Here is a 19,360-nt window from a genome sequence, read left to right on the forward strand (position 1 = left end):
TCTTTGAATTGAAAAAGCGATAGAAAGAAATGCTTTTCACCTCTTTATCGCTTTTGGAATGTTATATTTTTTGCAGCGTACTCTTAGTCAAACAGCACTAATTACTTTTCATCAATTTTGTGACCAAGTTCTAATAACTTAACACCTTATAAATAGCGTATTTTCACCACAAAAAAACTCTGTTAAGATTCCAAACCATTCGTTAAGCATTAAAGACAAAATACCACCCCACATAAGGATAGTGTTCAGTCTAAAACCAATCGCTAACATTCATCATTGAAAACAAACATAAACATTTAAAAACTTAGCCAATAAAGCCACAACAGGAGACAGTGCATGGCCGATAAAAATATACCCGCAGGAAAATGGTTCCCCCTTAATACCTCTTTTAATCTCAATCACAAAGGCCACGTCTGTGGACGAGAGATTTATTACGAAGAATCACAAGCAGAAGCGATTAAAGCCATTCAAAGAGGGTTAGCTAATAACTTTAATATGCAGTACATTATGCGGCAGCTCAACAGCCTAAAAGGCCACGGTTTTATGCAAAGCTGTTTTGGTCATAATGTGCAAAACCGAATCCTTCCAGTTGAAGGCGCTACCATTCATTATGATGTGGTGTATAGCAAAGTGTTTATTAAACGGATTGAAGTGCAAAACAGGCATATTATTCAAGCACAACATGATGCACCTTGCGGGGTTTATCGGGTTGAGAAAAAAGAGGATAGGTGGAGAGTTGATACTGTTAAAAAAGAAGAAGACGAATTTGCTGCTCAAACGACTCGCTTGGATGCTCGAAGAAGCAAGCATATTGCGGTCAACGGTTTTTGCGATGATATTACCGATGCAGCCGACTTTTTACCGGATTTGATTAAACATGGTTATCAAAGTGAGCAGCCGCTTGGAAATCAGTACCACCTGTTTTTTAATCCGGTTGATAGCAAAGCCCGTCGACTACAAAAAGCTGGCTGGACGCAATTATCCGGCGTTAAAAAAGGCCGACAAGGTCAAGCACAAGCGGTGAGTAAACTGGTGCAGATATTACGAGAGCATCGAGAAACGCCACTTTGCTGGACCTTGCATGAAAGCGGCATTGATGTATTTAAACAAGCCTTAAAACAAGTGTTAAAAACTCAACCGACTAATTTACAAAATGCTTCAGATTTTAGTGCTCACACCGTTTTTTATGCCAACCCCATTCATAGCTTACCCTTGGCTGATAATGTTAGAGAAAATGCGAATATGAAACTCTCCCAACAAAAAGCTTTAGTCAATGGCTTTAATGTGCGTCAACTGGCGGCCAGCACTGGCAGCTCTTTGAGCAAGGGCAATCTATTAACACCTGTCAGTACATTAACTGCAGTCGCAGCAGGAGGTATGACTTATTATAATGATATATTGGCATTACCTACTAAAGCCGTTGCCAAGATGAACCAATTAATCGCCCAGCCAGAAGCACTTTCCATTGCAGGTACTGCACTCGCCGTTGCCGGCACGATTATTGGTGCCAAACGCTGGGGGAGTGATATGATGGCAATTAAAAGAAACCAATCACGAGAAATTAATCGTTATAAAGTGACTACTATGGAAGAAGCGACTCGTCACGGTATTTTTGTCAAACAAAATCATGCAGGTTAATAATGCCTTTTATTGCCACTAAAAAAAATCCGAGCGGACCTGATTTAGTTAATCTGGAACATCATGAGGTCAATTTATCGGGCACCACTATCCGTTTTGATGCGCCTTATCATAATCATTATTCTGCACGTGAACCGAATTACAGAAAAACGCAGATTAATTTATATGATAAAAACCGATTGGCTGGTGTTAGTGGTCGTTCACTCAGTAAAATTAGAGCCATCCATATTCGGGACAAGACCTGGGGCCACCGCAAATCGCGCTTATTTGGCCGTTTTCCCAGTTTGGGTCGAACTCAGTTTTTTGTTTGTGCCATTCATTTTCCACAATTTAAGAATTTATTTCGACCACGTCGCTTGGAAGCCAGTGTGGAAGCTTATATTTTTGATGAATGCTTTAGTGCCGTTGCTTGTAGGCGTGATTATCAATTACTCAACGTTAATGGCACAAACTGGGCCCACTTTAAAGAGTATAAAGACCAAGATCTGGACCAAGTGGATTACTTTTATGCCACCCCAGTGACTGATGAGCATTTATTGATGGTATCGTTTCATAATACAGTGTATGAGGATAATACCAAAGTGCCCCAGCTGCATAATGAGTTGGCCGATTTAATCATGTCGAGTTTTCAAGTGGAATTATCAGAGGATGCCAAGGCACAACAAGCCAAGGCGCAACAAAACTACCCTTATGAAAAGCTTTCAACCTCACTACCCGCTCTGGCATTCGATTACGTCTCAGTAGAAGCTGAGTTTGAGTGTATGAAGCGTATTATTGGTGAACATCCTGAATATGATGATTTACCGGATGAAGAATTTCATCAGATATGCCAAGCCGACTTGGCTGCACAAGAGAAAAAGCGGGATGAATTCGATGCGGCTATCCGCCAAGGCATCATTGACAAGTTTAAACAGTTGGAGGCGGAAGATTATCAACGGTATAGGGCGGAGCAGAAAGTCACAAGTAAATGATGCCTTTTATTACCACTAAAAAAAATCCGAGCGGACCTGATTTAGTTAATCTGGAACATCATGAGGTGAATTTATCGGGCACGAACCACTCTTTATTTGTGTAATTCGCACACATCATTTCAATTTTTATAGTATTACTATTAAATTTGAGCCCCGGTTTCCGCTAAAACACACTCTAAAGTTTTCAAAAAATAATCACCATCTTCAATAGAAAAAGCCAACGGCGGTTTAATTTTTAAAACATTATGTAAAGGTCCTTCTGTAGTCAAAAGAATTCCTTCCTCCTTTAACCTTTCTATAACATAACTGATTTGTTCAACAGCAGGCTCTTTTAATTCACGATCTAAAACAAACTCTGCACCAATAAACATACCTAAACCTCGAACATCACCAATAATTGGAAAGTTTTGGCTTAAACGTTTTAACCCTGTTTGTAAATATTCTCCAACTTTCTCAGCTTTCTGCATTAATTTTTCTTGCTCAACCACATTCATAACAGCCAGACCGATTGCACAAGAAACCGGATTCCCCCCAAAAGTATTAAAATATTCCATCCCAGTTACAAAAGACTTGGCTATTTCATGAGTTGTGACAACAGCTGCCAGTGGGTGTCCATTACCAATAGGCTTACCAATAGTAACAATATCCGGTACAACATTTTGCGTTTGGAAAGCCCACCAATGACTTCCAACACGCCCCATACCAACCTGAACCTCATCAGCTATACAAAGACCACCAGCTTGCCTAACAAAGTTATATGCATGCTCTAAATAGCCAGGCGGATGAACCACTTGACCACCAACCCCCTGAATTGATTCGCAAATAAAAGCACAAACAGGGTTATTTTCTTGTTCAAACTCATGAATAACAGCTTGCACATCTAACGCATATTGCTTTCCGGTTTCTGGGATCATACCTTGATATTTACCACGGTATGGATCAGGAGCAATGGTTTGTTTAACCCAATCTGGAGCACCATTACCTCCAGGCCCGTCGAATTTATAAGGACTAATATCGACACAAGCGTTAGTGTTTCCGTGATAAGCCCCCTCAACCACAATCATTGATTTACGATTTGTATGAGCCCTTGCCAAACGCAGCGCTAATTCATTAGCCTCACTACCAGAATTAACAAACATACAAACCGATAATTCTTCCGGCATGGTAGACAACATTTTTTTGGCAAAGTGAATAATATTATCGTGCAAATAGCGAGTATTGGTATTAAGAATAGCCATTTGTTGCTGACCGGCTGTTACCACACTTGGATGACAATGGCCCACATGGCATACATTATTAACCATATCCAAATAGCGCTGACCAGTTTCACTATAGAGATAAGCACCTTTACCATTAATCATTTTTATAGGCTGCTGATAAGCCAAACTTAAATTTTCGCTTAGATGACGTTTACGATAAGCAAAGACTTCTGCAGAGTCTTGTGCAACTTGCAACCTACAAAGATGCTTTAATTTGATGCTAAAACTAACTTTATCAATTGCCGCTAAGCAAGCCATTGCTTGCCAGGCTCCTTTCTGCGAAACCAGTAAATAGTCATTGTCAGGCTGCTTAGCAAATTGATCACTAGATACGCACACACTAACAGCTAAACGCATTCTAATCATGTCGAAAAGCACATCAATCTCCAGCGCGGTCAAGGGATTGCTCTGATGATAAGCCGTAACTAAGTTTTGGATGATAACTTCAATATTTTTCTGATTCATGATGATATAGGCAGCAGCAATAGCCAACTCTGCTATTCGAAAAGAAAATACTGCATCACCAAAGTCAAATATCCCCGATAATGATTTAGTCTCAGTATTAACGAGTAAGTTGTAATCATTAGCGTCATTGTAAATAATCTGAGTCGGTAGCTGAGAGTAATGACAAAACACATTGGCTTCATAATCAGCCAAAATTGAATTAACGCTATCAAGCTGACTGGCTTCTGTGAGAGCGTCTCGATATTTTCTTACAATGAGGTTGGAATGTTTCATATCCCAGATCAAATGACGATGACTCGCAGGATGATCGATATTAACGAGCAAACGGTCAATTTGCGCTAATGCTTTACCTAAGCTCTTTACATAGTTTTGATCATTAATTTCTGAATTAGCCCAAAGGGTTCCTTCAATAAAGCTAATAACTCGCAACTGACAGGCCCTATTACTTTCATCTAACACTTCAACCATTGACGATTGTTGTTCAAGCGTTTTTTGTAACTCGGGAAACTGAATATCAAGAACTGAAGCACTCGCTAATGTACTCATCATAAGGTTTTCAAAATCCAGTTCATCAACATTCTGGCCCACTTTAGATACCTTAACAACATAACATTTGCCTTGTTGTGAAGTAAAACGACGATTAAGATCAGCATAACTAGGCAATAAAGCTAATTGGCCAGTTAATCCAAAGTGTTCTTTGATTAATTTTAGTAATAAAGAGTCTGAGATAATGGGAGTTAAACGATTAGTACTCATTGTTCTTCAACGCTTGAATTGGAGATGATGGCATTGTAAACAGCTTTTCTAGCAAAGAATAGTTGTATACAACTAAATGGTATACAAAAAATAATAATTTTAAGAACGCCTATAAAAAGAGTAAAACCGAGCCCCACTCAAGTTTTCATTAATCACTTAAATATACGGATCTAGCTTGTTTTTGTGATTCAGCGACACAATTGATACAATATAGCCCGAATAACACTCTCTCCCTATGATTTAGTCGTATTATTTATCGATAACCTAGTCAAAAGTTAGAGTTAACACCCAATATCAGATTTTAATTAATGGCAAAACTACTATTTAAGCTTAATAGTGTTCCTGATGACGAAGCAAATGAAATCAGAGCACTATTAGAATCGGCTAATATCGATTTTTATGAAACTTCCCCTGGCAATTGGGGACTTTCTTTTGCTGCTATCTGGTTAAATCAAGAACAACAATTTGAAGAAGCAAAACAGTTAATTGATAAATATCAATTTGAGCGCTATATGCGAGTAAGACAGGAACTAGCAGAGTTGAAAGAAGCCAATCAAAATATTACTTACTGGCTAGCTTTTAAGCGTTCCCCATTTAAGATCATTGCCGTTATGATTTTTGTTTGCGCCATATTTTATTTTTCTGTCATTCCTTTTTTTCCCGCTTAAATAATAGGATAAATAAAATGCACAGTGATCCTGATAAATTGATTAAAAAAAACGAAAAATTAATACACTCCGAAAATTTAAAAGTTGTTAGCCATACTCAACGAGAGAAAGATGGCTGGTATATTAACAGTGTTATGATTGAAAACTGTGATGTTCCATTTAAATACAAACGTAAACAACCCTATAAAAAGCTATCAGCAGGTCAACGTCTTAATATGACTTATTATCCAGCAATGGAAGAAGTTGCGGGTTTTTCTTTTGAATATATGAAAGTCGTTAGAATAAAAATAAGTTAATTTGTTTTTCTTAACCGAATTATATTCTTATTTCTGCATGAATACTCCGACCCCAAATGAACACTTCGATCTCAATGACCTTACCAGAGCTATTGACTTAATGTCTTACCAATGAATCATTTCAAAATCACGTTAGCATCCATGCTGGTATGAAAATTAGGTAACCTCATATATGGACAAACTCCGACGAGCTGATAAGGACCATATGCGCGATTGACATCGAGGCCAAAGCCTATAAACGACTCATTAAACAGGCCGAATATATGACAGCAAACCTGTCCCTGTTATCAAACTATTTGACCTTGCAATATCGGAGGAGACCATATATGAGGTTAGGTATATTGCTTATGCAGAAGCAGAGATTGGAGTAACCTTCTCTTCGTCTTCATCACTACCAATTTTTAAGAGTAATTCAGACTTACCTTTTAAAGCTTTCGATAATATTTCTTTATTATCAGCTATTAATAAACCAATTGATTCTACTTGCTCTTCAGATAAACCTGCTATTTCTTTTTCCATCCATAGGCTAACATTTTCAGCTAGTTCTAGCATTTTATCGTAATTATCTGCTTCTTTTTTATCGGTGAAAGTTTTGCTCTCATCTCTATCTGACATATATAAACTCACTACGGCCATGGGAATGATTCCTCTTAATTAAAATTAACTACTTTACAGAATACTAGTTAAACAAGTAGTAAAAAGCAAGTCAATTTTACCCCTCATAGCCATCAAGCACAACAGTCATCAAGCACAACAACATTTAAATGAATACTGCTGATAAATAATGTACTTTCCTAGTGACTACTTCACAACTTAGTCATTAGCACTTTCAACAACCAAATGCCAAAAAGCAGCAATCACCGGTACTTCTAAACGCCGATGTAAGCATACAATCCCTAAATCGAAAGGCTTTGGTGCAAAAGGCACTGGTAATACTTGAATTTTATCTTTCACCGGACTTAAATCTAAGACAGGTTGAGGAACAGCACTAACTCCAAAGCCTAAAGCAGTCATACTCACAATAGCCTCATGTCCTGCCACATGAGCATAAACCTTAGGCTTAATACCCATTTTTGCTAACCATTGATTAACTTTATCGGCGGCAGGACCTGACTCAGGTAAAACAAAAGGTAACTGTTGCCAATCGACTTCTGTTGGCTGAATGTATTTTGAAAAATTCGTTTGCTGCTTAGGAGCAATGAGTTTGAATGGAACGTGGTGAAGATGTTGAAATGCAAACTTGTCAGGCGTTTTATCTGAAGCGACAGCAAAAGCAAAATCAACTTGTCGGTCGGAAACTTTCTGATAGGCCGCAGAAACATCCCCAGTCTCTAAAATAACTTCAATTGAAGGATATAAACTGCGAAAACGCTCAATTAATTTGGGCAAGTACAAATGAGCAGCTGTTACAGTACAATAAATAGTCATTTCACCAGAAAGTTGTCGTTGATTAGCATCAAACTCATTTTTGAGCTGATCCCATTCAGATAATACAACCTCAGCAAAACGAACAAAGCGCCTGCCTGCCACTGTCATTCGAACACTCCGATTATCCCGCTCAAATAAAACTTGCCCAAACTCAGACTCTAGCCGTTGAATCATCCGACTTAAAGTTGATGGGCTAGCATGAATAAACTTGGCTGTTTGGCTAAAATGTAAGCTTTGACTTAAATGTAAGAAAGCTTGTAAATCTCGTATGTTCATAACGACTCAACTTATTTACAAATTGATGCGACATCATTATTTCACTATTTGCAACATATTATCCCACTTATATCAATTTACGCAACAAAACATCCCCGCTACACTATTTCCCATATACCCTAAAATAAAATTCTAATGTATTAATGAGGAAAAATAATGTCTAATTACTTTAATACGCTATCGTTAAGACAGCAGTTAGCACAACTATCTGTTTGTCGTTTTATGTCAAAAGATGAGTTTTCAAATGGTTGTGACTTTTTGAAAGGAAAAAAAATTGTCATTCTTGGGTGTGGTGCTCAAGGTTTTAACCAAGGGCTAAACATGAGAGACTCGGGGTTAGATGTTTCTTATGCGTTAAGACAAGCTGCTATCGATGAAAAACGTGAATCATGGGTAAAAGCAACCAGCAATGACTTTCATGTTGGCACAATTGAAGAATTAGTCCCCCAAGCAGATATCGTTTACAACTTAACGCCAGATAAACAGCATTCAAATGCAGTAGAGACAGTGATGCCTTTAATGAAAAAAGGCGCTACGCTTTCTTACTCTCACGGATTTAACATTGTTGAAGAAGGTCAGCAAATTCGCTCTGACATTACTGTGATTATGTGTGCACCCAAATGTCCAGGCACTGAAGTCCGTGAAGAATATAAACGTGGCTTTGGTGTTCCTACACTCATAGCAGTTCACCCAGAGAATGATCCTCAAGGTGAAGGTTTTGAAATGGCAAAGGCACTCGCGTCTGCTACAGGCGGAGATAGAGCTGGCGTATTAGCTTCATCTTTTGTTGCTGAAGTAAAATCAGACTTGATGGGTGAGCAAACTATTTTATGTGGCATGTTACAAACCGCCTCTATTCTTGGTTATGACAAAATGGTTGCAGAAAGTATTGAGCCAACTTATGCCGCAAAAATAATTCAGCAGGGAATGGAAACTATTACCGAAGCGTTAAAAATTGGCGGTATTACTCACATGATGGATAGACTATCGAACCCTGCCAAATTACGAGCCCATCAACTATCTGAAGAAATTAAACAAATAACTCGTCCATTATTTGAAAAACATATGGATGATATTATCTCTGGTGCTTTCTCCAGCGGCATGATGCAAGATTGGGCAAATAACGACGCCAATTTATTAAAGTGGCGTGAAGAAACCGGCCAAACAGGTTTTGAAAAAGCACCGCAAAGCGACTGTGAAATAGACGAACAAACTTACTTTGATCAAGGCATTTTCTTAGTTGCGATGATTAAGGCTGGTGTTGAAACGGCCTTTGAAGCCATGGTTGAAGCTGGCATATTACCTGAATCAGCCTATTATGAATCACTACATGAAACACCATTAATTGCCAATACTATCGCTCGAAAAAGACTTTATGAAATGAATGTTGTTATTTCAGACACCGCTGAATATGGTAATTATCTATTTGCCAATGCAGCTGTTCCACTTTTACGTGAGAGCTTAATGCCAAAAATTACAACTGAAGAAATTGGTCGAGGACTTGAGCTTAAATCGATGTCTATTGATAATCAGCAATTAGTCACAGTTAACGACTCAATTCGTAACCACCCAGTCGAAAAAATTGGTAAAGAATTGCGTGCTTATATGACAGCTCTCAAACAAATTATCTAATTTTTATAATTCAATCGAGTGGATTATTAAGCCACTCGATTGAACCCCACGATTGAGCGCTTATATTATTAGGCTAGATCTTTTTTCTGAAATAATACATCGCTCCCAGCCCCGCAAGCGATAATACTTTTCATCATTTTTTCCACGCTGGCCTCAGGAAAATACTCAACTAGCTTTTCTGGTATATGATAAATATTTCCTGAAGTCGGGTTAGGTCCTGTTGGCATAAATATAGTCACAGTCCCATCATTATGTTTAGAAGTGACAAGTGCTGTCACAGTGGTTGGGCAGTTTTCACCAAATAACTTAACACGAACAACCTCTCCTTTTGCAAATGGAGAATCCTCCGAGTTGCCAAAAATTTGAGTGATTATTTCTTTAACAATACGATAACCGGGAGCAAGCTTAACTAAATATTTATCAAAATGATTATGTAACCACTTACCAATACCAGTAGAAACTAAAGTCCCGATAACAAAACAGGTTGCAAGTATTAGTGCAATAACAAGACTATCAGCAAGCAACTCAGGTAGACCATAGTGCTGTGTGGTATAATCAGTCAATGGTTGAATCAGGTCGGTTACTAGAAAAAACGCCCACCGAAAAACAAAGCCGATCACAACGATAGGCAAGAGAACTAAAACTCCCCCGATTAATGCTTTACGCACAAATAACTTTAACTGACTCATAGTAACTCCTTGATAAATTTTATTAACTATCGCTGAAAATAAGAAATAATACTACAAAAATCGATAGCTTGAGTTACTCTGTTACAACTAGAAAAGAGATATAACAACAGGCAGGCAAGTAAGAAAGTTAAGCCTCCTGAATATCAAACCTAGACTTTAAAATGCGCTTAAGCTTATATAACTGCTTAAAGTAATCACTGGAGTTATTTGTGAGTTCCAACCCAAGAGACTTAATGCTGGCCCCACAATCTTCTGATGAGAATATAATTTGAAGCTGATTGGTTGCTCCTGTTTCATCTGAGCACCAAACCGAGCTATTTTCAGTGAAATTATAGTATTGCCATATACCTTCATTTTCTTCTAAAACTAAACTCAGTGCGATTAATTCGACTAATTCATCAGACTGAGTGAATTTCTGCCATCCCTTTTTAGGAATCATTAACATTAAAAAAACCTATCAATTTAATTCATGCAAGAAAGCGATATATTTATGTGAAAACTCATTAAACAACCTGTATTACACATACAAGAGGCAAGTTTATCACTAACTCAATTAAGTTTTTGGCTATCCAATTTCAACTATTTTTAAGTTTGAACAGCACCGACTTGATTACAAGATATATGGAAAGCTAACAACCCATAATAATAACAATAAAAATAGGGGTATTTTCGTTAACTCTGCCTCATTTTTTAATAAACTGGTGTACAATAGTAAACAATTTATGTATTTTTGAATCGCTATTAATGATAACGCTCTACAAAAGTCTAGTGAAAGAACAATTTGTGATTTGTGCGAAATAAGACCAGATTAAACATTAAATTTTACCTAGAATATTCTCATACTTGTGTATAAGAGCAACTTAATTACTGGAAACTACCCATGTCCCAAACCAGCGCATTGCAGTCTCTGGACTTAATTCTTGAAGATGTATCAGCAGAAATTAACCTATCCATTAATGCCCTTGAACAGTTTTCCCGCTCGCCAGATGACTTAACCACAATTCAGAAATCACTTGATCACCTTAAAAAACTTAGAGGCGTTTTTAATTTATTAGAAATGAAAGGGGCTGAGCAACTAGTAAAAGATGCTGCCGCACTCATAAAAAGTTTACCCAAAAAAAAGGCTGACTCTCGCCAAAAACTATTAGATGTTGTTTCTACAGCACTCGCTCGTTTAATGCGTTATACAGAACATGTTAACCAAAAACCTTATGATTTACCTCAACTCTTACTACCCGCGATCAATAGTATGCGAAGTTGCGTTAATGCCCCTTTACTCATTGAATCAGTTTTCTTTCAATGTGACAGTAATAAACCAAGAAGGGATCGCAGTTTAATTTTAATTACTAGTGAGGAAAGCGCAGAAAAGTCGAGAAGATTCCGACAGATGTATCAAGCAGGTTTAATCGAAGTACTACGCCAAACAAACTTAATTGGTGGTCTAAAAATGATGCAGCGGGCTATTCATAAGCTCGATTTAGAGTGTCCAAGACCAAACTCTCCTAACCTCTGGTGGATTGCAGGTGCAATGCTAGATGCGATTATTGAAGGCTCATTAGTATTAACCAAAACTCGACTTAAACTATTTTCTCGACTTGACCAACAAATTCGTTTTGTTGAAAACAAGCCTGCTAATGCCCTACATGCTAAAAAACCCGAGTCCAATTTACTCGCTAAAGAAATGCTTTATCTTACCGTTATCGGTGGAGCAAAAACTAAACGAGTAGCTAAGTTGCTTAACCACTTTAACTTACAACAAGCTATCATTAGCGACAGCCTACTACGTAAAGAAACTCAAGAAATGCGTGGTCCAAGTGATCAAGACTATAGCTCAATTTCTGAAGCGCTTCTGGATGAAATAAAATCAATTACTGAAGCAATTAACATTAGCCGAGAAAACGCACTTGAGCCTCTCGATTTAAGTCAAACCCACAAACAAATGACCAACTTAAGTAATTTGCTAAAAATATTACAAGTTGAAGACCAACGGGTACGACTAAATGTTGCTATTGAGCTTATCGATAAAGCAATATTAAATGATAAACCAATCAGTGAAAAAGACTTAAACATTCTGTTTATTGTTTTAGAGAGTATTAGTAAAGTGGTTAATGAATCTGACTTAGCAAAATACTCCGGTAATGCATCAATTAGACGCGGCAAACTGTCATCAAGTCAGTATGCGATAAGTCAAAAAACTTACCAACAAATTCAACAGCTTATTAATCAATTCGAAGAATTTACCAGTAAGAATAGAAAAGTCCTTTTACTCAAAGACATTCAGCAATTACTTGAGGAAATTAAACTTGGATTTAAGCGGCTTAAAGTTGATAATGCCGTGCTTATCGTCGAAGGCTGTTTGGTATTTATAGTACATCATTTAACGAAAAACCCTCATACAACGAGCAACTATGCAATCGATTTATTTGCAGACATTATAGGTAGCTTGGAATTTTATTTAGAAACTCTTGAATACACAGCCAGTCCAAGCCCTAAAATTTTAGACTTTGCACAAAATAGTTTACTTCATTTAAACAGAGAAAATAAACAAAACTAGACAATTAAAAACACTTTGTTACGGTTAAATTGTAAAACACAGCCTTATTTTGCATATAATTAATCAATAAATTCATTCTATTTACCGGATAAAAATGTTAGCTAAAATCAGTGCTTTTTTTGAGAAATTAATTATCAATCAAGAAGACAATTCAGACTCTCAAGAGCACCAGTTGAATTTAGCCGTAGCGGCTTTAATGTTTGAAATGGTTTACATTGATAATCAAGTGACTGAAGCAGAAAGACTTCAGCTTGAAAATATTCTTATTAAACAATATGGTTTACATGAAGACGAAGTTAGCTCTATTTCTCAGTTAGCTAAGCTAGAGCTTGAAAGCGCTACAGATTACTATCAATTTACTGCACTTATTAACCAACATTTTTCAAAGGAAAACAAAGTTAATATTATTAAGCAACTATGGAAAATCGCATTGTCAGATGGAAATATTAGCCATTATGAAGAACATTACGTTAGAAAAATTGCCGACCTTTTATTTGTCCCGCATAGCGATTTTATTAAAACGAAACTGATGGTTATTGAGCAATAATAACTAAAAGTGTTTTGTAATAGAAAACATTAATTCATATTTTTTATAAGGATTGTTTTTTACCTTATTAAGTCCCCAGAACTGAATATGTTCATCGCTTTTTTCATAAATAGAATAACCTTTAAGAGTTAACCGATAAACAGGAGGAATGGTGTTTTTATAGCGATCATGTCTTGGTTTTTTATCTCCCTCAGAACTAGGCTGAATGTCTAAGCTTTTCCCTTTATTTGAAGTATAAAAAGAAATTTGCGGAAAATATGCTTCTGATTCACTAAAACGCTCAATGGATAAATCTTGTTTTTCAATACCCAGTGATACCCCTGAGCGAGTAGAGAACTGATGCAAAACACTCACTCTATATTCATATTCATTAAATTTAGTAGAAAGTATTTTTGATTGAGGCATAAAACCACTCTTTAGAGGCTTTACTTTGCTTTTCGCTTGGGTTTGCGCAACGAACCGAAAATTGTCACTTTTTTCGTTGGCTAAAACAGGACAAATGGGAGCACTGATCATAACCACACCAGCAAAAATTGAACGTAGCCATTTCTGGTTACGCAAGGCAGTATTCAACTGCCTAACAGAAATATAACCCAACTCTATTAAGCTTTGTCCTAATTTACAATCATTACTTGCTTGATGAGTAAGTGCAACCTCTAACTCGGCAGCACTAATCCAACCTTTTTTTATAACTAATCGACCTAACTGAGAAGATTGTTGAAAGTTTTCATTATCAAACATATGACTAATTTTCCCCGTTAAGTAAAGCGATTACATACCTATAATAATAGACTAATTTCAGTTAATTTAGATTCGCCAAGTGCAGAAAATTTCAAATAATCTAATCGACCAAAGGTTTTATGACTATTTGTAATTGATAGGAACATCAGGTAGAAAATAGGTGTAAATTTACTTTTTATTAGTTAATCAAATCATTCTGTTAAGGGGTAAGGAACAATTCCCCCTCTTCTAGAAGCACTTTATTTTTCAGTTAGTTAGAAAATAACTTTAAGCTATGTTTAAATAAAGCTTTATTAGTCTATTAATATTTTTTGAACAATCTAACTAGAAACGGCTATTCGTACCAAACAATCATAAATAAGATGAGAACAAGGAACTGAAGTATCATTATCGAATACTAATAACTTTGGTATTGATTGAGAGAGGAAAATCAGATTATTTTAGATATAACCTTACTCTCTACCTTGTCTGGGAGCTCACCCAGCTATTGTAGTGACATTTCAATAGCTGGATAAATAGACTAAAATTAGTTGTTAGCTGCCGTATTACTACTTTTAGATATGCTAACAGGATTTTTCACTTGAACACTACGGTTTAAATCGAGCCCTAAATGCTTAAATGAATATTGCAAAGAAACATTACGTGGTTTCATGCGACATTGATCTGGCTGGGTTCTTACCACTTCTAATGTATTTTGCTTAATATCAGCCACTTCGACCTTAAAGCTATTAAAAAAAGTACAACCATAACCCACGGCTTGAATAGTAATAAAACCATCATCAAGCTGATAATCAGTTAAAATTGCCACTTCTTCTACTTTATGCTGATTTTCTGAATCTGACAGAAAAGACAGACTACTACAGCCGGTCAACCCAATCATAATCAAAATATATGTTCCAATCTTAAAGTAACTCATCATTATCTCTTCCCGTTTGAACAACTTCCGCTTTTTCTACGGAATGACCAAAAACAGCTTCCAAGAAAAACCAACTTGAAAATAAGTACGTCCGCTTTGCTAGCGATATTATTGTTGGGCGTCATTATAAACACCCTAATTGTTAATTACTGTAAGAATATTCGGTTATTGGCGATTAGAGCACACAAATATATCATAAACAGTATAAAAAAACCAAGGTAATGCAATTAAGAAGCATTATCGCATAATACCTATTACTTATTCTTCTTCAAAATACTGTTAGAAATTTCATCCATACTCGTAGACCAAAGCTTATTCCCTTGATAATAATAAAGATTATTGCCACTTAATACACTTCGGCCAACGCCCCATAAACTTGGATAAAAATGTCCATTACTCCTTTGTTCTGTTATCAAAGCCCCTGTTTTGCGTAAATTCAATAAATGGCTATTCAATCCACTAATTTCAAAAACGAATAGCCCCGACTCATTCCATTCTGATTGATTGCTTGCATTCTTTTCGAAACGATTAATAGGAAATGCCAGTCTAATACGATCATTATCGAGCGATAATAAACTAACGCTTTTAAGGTTATTTAAAGCTTCACTCCATGAACCTTGAGCGCCAATAACAATACTATCTTTGACTTGTGGTGATTCAATTACAGATAAGTCATATAACTCTATTTTAACTCCCTTTCTCACTCCCTCATCTACCTGATGACCAATACCTAAAAGCCAACCGGGTACTAATGGGTGTAAATATCGAGCAAAGCCCGGTATTTCCAGCTCAGTTACTATTTTGGGAAATTCGGGATTCGATAAATCAATCTGGTAAAGCGGATCCGTTTGTTCAAAAGTAATAATATAGGCTTTATCTCCAACAAATCTAACAGCATATATATCCTCACCAGGTTTGCCTATAGCCCTGGGTTCATCAAGATTAGGTAGCTGTGCAACAACTTCAAGTTTATTTGTACCATCTTCTTTAAGTATATAAAGCTGATGTGTAAAGTCCTCTTCAGCTCGCCTGCTTGTAACAATGCGTAAATGTTCATTCTTTTCACTCATTCTTAATGCAGGATCGCCCCAAAACCACCAAGCATTATCAGAGTCAGCTCGCCCGACCAAACCAGGTACCCAACCAGTTCCTCGATACTCAATAGACTGACCACCAAGATTAAACTTATGGATATTAGTGCCAACGCCTGATTGGTGCCAGCTTACATTACCACTGGCGCCGATATATAAATTATGCATCGAAGAATAAATGCCACTCACTCGGGAGTTAAGACAAGTAGATGAACTAACTTCTCTAGCGTCTAAGTTAACTTCCACCAGCATTAAAATATCAGCGTATCCCTCATTAGTACTGAAGCCTTCATTTACTAAGCAATCATTTGGCGATGTAAGCACTCTAACACCACCATTATTGACCTGATAATGCGGCATCAAATCAGAAAGAGGCGTGTTCAAAATTAAGCGTTCATTCTCCTCTCGTTCTTTAAGTGTTTGAGCATTGCTATTTATTGCTGCTATATGGGGAATAAAGTGGGTAATTAAATAGAGCTTATTGCCTATTTTGCGACTACCTTCAAGATTGCCTTCAATTTCTAACTTCCAATCATGCTGGGGCATTTCCGGGATCGATATATCATATAAATTTATTTCACTTTTGCCACTTCCCCAACGCCAGTCACTTTCAATTAGCACCTCTTCCCCATTAAGAAACCGAGTACCAGATAAACTCAGCAGTGCATTTTTATTATTGCTTGTATGTAAATAAAGGCCATTAATTACCAGATTGTCACTTTGGCTTTTAATAAATGCGACATCATTAACTTGTGAACTATCAGAAAAGGTTTGGACTATTCTAATTCCCGGCTTATCAGCATTGGAGTTTCTTGGGAAATAACTATCTTCAACTAAATATAAGTACTCTCCGTCATACTTAAGTCGGTCATCTTCATCAACCCCAATTTCATGAACATTGGTTGTTGAAAATTGTGATCGGTATTGTCCTAGTTCATCAACGGTAGCCAATTCACCAGCAGCCCCCCCAGTTTCCAGCCTTAGACGTATTCCATTTTTTATATAATTAGAAAAAGTATCAATATCTGTTTTAACTAGCCTTTTATTCTTGATTTCAGCAAAGCGAAGATTAGAATAGTCAACATTAATTTTGTCATCACCATTATCGAAACTGCAAGCAGTAAAAAATAGGAGTAAATAAAACGGAACTATACACCTGCAGAAAATTGACTGGCGAGGCATAATAGTAAATAACCACATTTGCTGAACCTCATAAATAATCAATTTAGCCGTATGAGTGTAAGGTTGAATAGATTAAATATCTGTGGAGCATTTGATTATTTTTGTGAAATTCTGTAAAACGGTATACTTTACAGAATTTCACAAATAATGACTATTTACCCTATGAATGTTATTAACAAACAAGTCAGAATAAAATAGGGCAAACGTGAGATAGGATGGGGTTCTCTTTGTATTTATTTTTTCGTAGCGTAATTAAAATTTTCTTAATATGTTTACTTAGCATGAGTAGTCTGACTTTGTCAGCTCAAACGGCATGTACAGAGAATAGTCATACTTGTGTTGAAGTGGGTAAGCTATCACTAGGCGTTTCGTTGGGCTTAGGAGCAAGAACCAACCCATTAATCAATGGCGACAGTATTCCTTTAGTTGTTTTACCATCATTTTCTTATTACGGAGAAAACTTCTTCATTGATAATCTAGATATTGGATATACCCTTTATGATAATACTCCTTGGATGCTAAATATTTTATTAACCCCTAGTTATGACCGCGCATTTTTTGAACGTTGGGACATCAGTAATATTGTCGTAGAATTTGGTAACTTTTCAGTTGATTCAGGTTTTAATTCAGGTTCGAGAGAAGACAACGTTACCGATATCAATGCCTACGAGCTAAAACGCCGTAAGTTCAGTATGATGGGGGGAATGGAGTTAAGCACCAGTGCTATGCAAGGCCAATTACAAGTCCAGTTTTTAAATGATGTCTCTGATGTACATTCGGGTAATGAAGTCCGATTTGCTTATTTACGCCATCTGGGGAATTTAGGCTGGAGCACAACGTTAGGTTTTTCATGGAAAGATAAAAACATGACCGATTATTACTATGGTGTGAATGCTGAAGAAATTGTAGATAATAGAGCAGCCTACCAAGCAAAAAGTAGTTTAAATCCTTTTTTAAGACTTGGTTGGCGAGAAAAAAATGATTCAAGTAATTTTTGGCGATTTGGCATTGAGTATCAGCAATTAGATCAAGAAATAGCCAATAGCCCATTAGTTGATAAAAACTATGTTTTAACGGCGTTTATAGGAAAACAACTATCTTTTTGATTAAAAAAAAATTGATAAATCGTATAACAATGGAATGGATTAAACGAACAATTCTCACTTGTTTCACTATCGGTTTGGCTTTCGATATATATGCGAACCCAATCAATAAAAACGAGTACGGCTTGTTTTTGTCGCCGAACCTTTGTTTATTATCAAAATCCGAACCTACCTGTGAAATAAAACTGCATATACATTGGCAAACCAAACAACTTTCTAACTATTGTTTGCACCAATCTAACTCAGAGCCAGCAATAAAGTGCTGGGATAATAGTAATAGTGCAGAGTATGATATTTCACTTAATTTAGAGAATAATTTAACGCTTTACTTAATTGACGAAATAACCGATAAAACCATTTATCAGCAAACTGTAAGATTACAGCGCCAAACAACTCCTTATAGACAGCGACGTAGAAACCCTTGGCGATTTTACTAGGAGAAAAATTTGTCTACAGAACAGAAAAAAATCCTTCTTATTGAAGATGATGAAAAACTGGCAAATCTAACTCGCAGCTATCTGACAAATTCAGACTTTCAAGTTAGTGTCATATCAGATGGTAATCTGGCAATAAAGCGCTATCAAGAGTTTTTACCCGACATTATTATTTTAGATATTATGCTACCTGGAAAAGATGGCTTAACTATTTGCAAAGAAGTCCGTCCAATGTTCAATGGACCGATACTAATGCTTACTGCACGTAATGAAGACTTTGATCAAGTATTAGGATTAGAGTTTGGTGCTGATGACTATGTCATAAAACCTGTTGAACCAAGAGTATTGTTAGCTCGAATCAATGCCTTGTTAAGAAGAAGTTACCGCGAACCACCTAAAGCACCAGAAAATTTTAAGTTTGGCTGCTTAGAAATCGATGTTTTATCTAGAAAAGTTCTTTTTGAAGGAGAGTTAGCATCAATATCTAGTCATGAGTTTGATCTCTTACTTTTATTAGTTGAAAATGCCGGTAATATTTTGAGCCGCGACCAACTTTTTAAAAGCCTCTATAATCGTCCTTATGATGGAATGGATCGCTCTATCGATGTTCGAGTTTCACAACTAAGAAAAAAATTTGGAGATAACCCCGAAGATCCTTTTAGGATAAAAACAATCTGGGGTAAAGGCTATTTATTTATTCCTGATGCCTGGTAA

18 protein-coding genes are annotated in these 19,360 nt (G+C 36.6%); 10 read left to right on the forward strand and 8 right to left on the reverse strand.

Annotated elements, in window-relative coordinates; all coding sequences use genetic code 11:
* Positions 1-336: 336 nt before the first annotated feature.
* Entirely contained in the window at positions 337-1,638 is a 1,302-nt protein-coding gene (locus ACT5E3_RS18240) for a hypothetical protein (RefSeq protein ID WP_444994979.1), read from the forward strand.
* Between the two features lie 2 nt (positions 1,639-1,640).
* On the forward strand, positions 1,641-2,609 hold the full coding sequence (locus tag ACT5E3_RS18245) for a hypothetical protein (protein WP_444994980.1): 969 nt from the start codon (positions 1,641-1,643) through the stop codon (positions 2,607-2,609).
* A 140-nt stretch (positions 2,610-2,749) separates the two neighbouring features.
* Here the strand turns inward: ACT5E3_RS18245 and ACT5E3_RS18250 are convergent, their stop codons facing one another.
* Positions 2,750-5,089 (reverse strand): aminotransferase class III-fold pyridoxal phosphate-dependent enzyme, encoded by a 2,340-nt coding sequence (locus tag ACT5E3_RS18250; protein WP_444994981.1) that lies wholly within the window; start codon positions 5,087-5,089, stop codon positions 2,750-2,752.
* Positions 5,090-5,397: 308 nt separating this feature from the next.
* Between ACT5E3_RS18250 and ACT5E3_RS18255 the strand changes: the two genes are divergently transcribed.
* Complete coding sequence (locus ACT5E3_RS18255) at positions 5,398-5,757, forward strand: DUF6164 family protein (RefSeq protein ID WP_444994982.1); 360 nt, start codon at positions 5,398-5,400, stop codon at positions 5,755-5,757.
* Between the two features lie 17 nt (positions 5,758-5,774).
* Entirely contained in the window at positions 5,775-6,053 is a 279-nt protein-coding gene (locus ACT5E3_RS18260) for a hypothetical protein (RefSeq protein WP_444994983.1), read from the forward strand.
* Between the two features lie 345 nt (positions 6,054-6,398).
* Here the strand turns inward: ACT5E3_RS18260 and ACT5E3_RS18265 are convergent, their stop codons facing one another.
* Both ACT5E3_RS18265 and ilvY read right to left on the reverse strand, forming a co-directional pair.
* Entirely contained in the window at positions 6,399-6,689 is a 291-nt protein-coding gene (locus tag ACT5E3_RS18265; protein WP_444994984.1) for a YebG family protein, read from the reverse strand.
* A gap of 177 nt (positions 6,690-6,866) precedes the next feature.
* A complete protein-coding gene (gene ilvY, locus ACT5E3_RS18270) occupies positions 6,867-7,757 on the reverse strand; it encodes an HTH-type transcriptional activator IlvY (protein WP_444994985.1) in 891 nt (296 codons plus the stop codon).
* Between the two features lie 156 nt (positions 7,758-7,913).
* Between ilvY and ilvC the strand changes: the two genes are divergently transcribed.
* Positions 7,914-9,389, forward strand: a complete 1,476-nt coding sequence (ilvC, locus tag ACT5E3_RS18275; protein ID WP_444994986.1) for a ketol-acid reductoisomerase — start codon at positions 7,914-7,916, stop codon at positions 9,387-9,389.
* A gap of 68 nt (positions 9,390-9,457) precedes the next feature.
* Here ilvC and ACT5E3_RS18280 read toward each other — a convergent pair whose 3' ends face one another.
* Both ACT5E3_RS18280 and ACT5E3_RS18285 read right to left on the reverse strand, forming a co-directional pair.
* Positions 9,458-10,078, reverse strand: a complete 621-nt coding sequence (locus ACT5E3_RS18280; RefSeq protein WP_444994987.1) for a DUF502 domain-containing protein — start codon at positions 10,076-10,078, stop codon at positions 9,458-9,460.
* A 127-nt stretch (positions 10,079-10,205) separates the two neighbouring features.
* A complete protein-coding gene (locus tag ACT5E3_RS18285) occupies positions 10,206-10,523 on the reverse strand; it encodes a hypothetical protein (RefSeq protein ID WP_444994988.1) in 318 nt (105 codons plus the stop codon).
* Positions 10,524-10,958: 435 nt separating this feature from the next.
* On the opposite strand from ACT5E3_RS18285, the gene ACT5E3_RS18290 reads away from it, so the two are divergent.
* Complete coding sequence (locus ACT5E3_RS18290) at positions 10,959-12,632, forward strand: hypothetical protein (RefSeq protein WP_444994989.1); 1,674 nt, start codon at positions 10,959-10,961, stop codon at positions 12,630-12,632.
* Positions 12,633-12,726: 94 nt separating this feature from the next.
* Positions 12,727-13,179 (forward strand): tellurite resistance TerB family protein, encoded by a 453-nt coding sequence (locus tag ACT5E3_RS18295; protein WP_444994990.1) that lies wholly within the window; start codon positions 12,727-12,729, stop codon positions 13,177-13,179.
* A 3-nt stretch (positions 13,180-13,182) separates the two neighbouring features.
* Here ACT5E3_RS18295 and ACT5E3_RS18300 read toward each other — a convergent pair whose 3' ends face one another.
* The 3 genes from ACT5E3_RS18300 to ACT5E3_RS18310 form a co-directional block, all read right to left on the reverse strand.
* Positions 13,183-13,920: a hypothetical protein gene (locus ACT5E3_RS18300; protein WP_444994991.1), complete on the reverse strand. Its 738-nt coding sequence runs from the start codon at positions 13,918-13,920 to the stop codon at positions 13,183-13,185.
* A gap of 526 nt (positions 13,921-14,446) precedes the next feature.
* Positions 14,447-14,839, reverse strand: a complete 393-nt coding sequence (locus ACT5E3_RS18305; RefSeq protein WP_444994992.1) for a hypothetical protein — start codon at positions 14,837-14,839, stop codon at positions 14,447-14,449.
* A gap of 251 nt (positions 14,840-15,090) precedes the next feature.
* Entirely contained in the window at positions 15,091-17,127 is a 2,037-nt protein-coding gene (locus tag ACT5E3_RS18310; protein WP_444994993.1) for a beta-propeller domain-containing protein, read from the reverse strand.
* Between the two features lie 263 nt (positions 17,128-17,390).
* On the opposite strand from ACT5E3_RS18310, the gene ACT5E3_RS18315 reads away from it, so the two are divergent.
* Genes ACT5E3_RS18315 through ACT5E3_RS18325 form a run of 3 tightly spaced genes read left to right on the forward strand, consistent with a single transcriptional unit; the run spans position 17,391 to position 19,360 of the window.
* Positions 17,391-18,215: a MipA/OmpV family protein gene (locus ACT5E3_RS18315; RefSeq protein ID WP_444994994.1), complete on the forward strand. Its 825-nt coding sequence runs from the start codon at positions 17,391-17,393 to the stop codon at positions 18,213-18,215.
* Between the two features lie 29 nt (positions 18,216-18,244).
* Positions 18,245-18,649, forward strand: coding sequence for a DUF3019 domain-containing protein (locus tag ACT5E3_RS18320; protein ID WP_444994995.1), 405 nt, complete (start codon positions 18,245-18,247; stop codon positions 18,647-18,649).
* Between the two features lie 9 nt (positions 18,650-18,658).
* Complete coding sequence (locus ACT5E3_RS18325; RefSeq protein WP_444994996.1) at positions 18,659-19,360, forward strand: response regulator; 702 nt, start codon at positions 18,659-18,661, stop codon at positions 19,358-19,360.

Source organism: Aliikangiella litoralis (genome assembly GCF_052495765.1).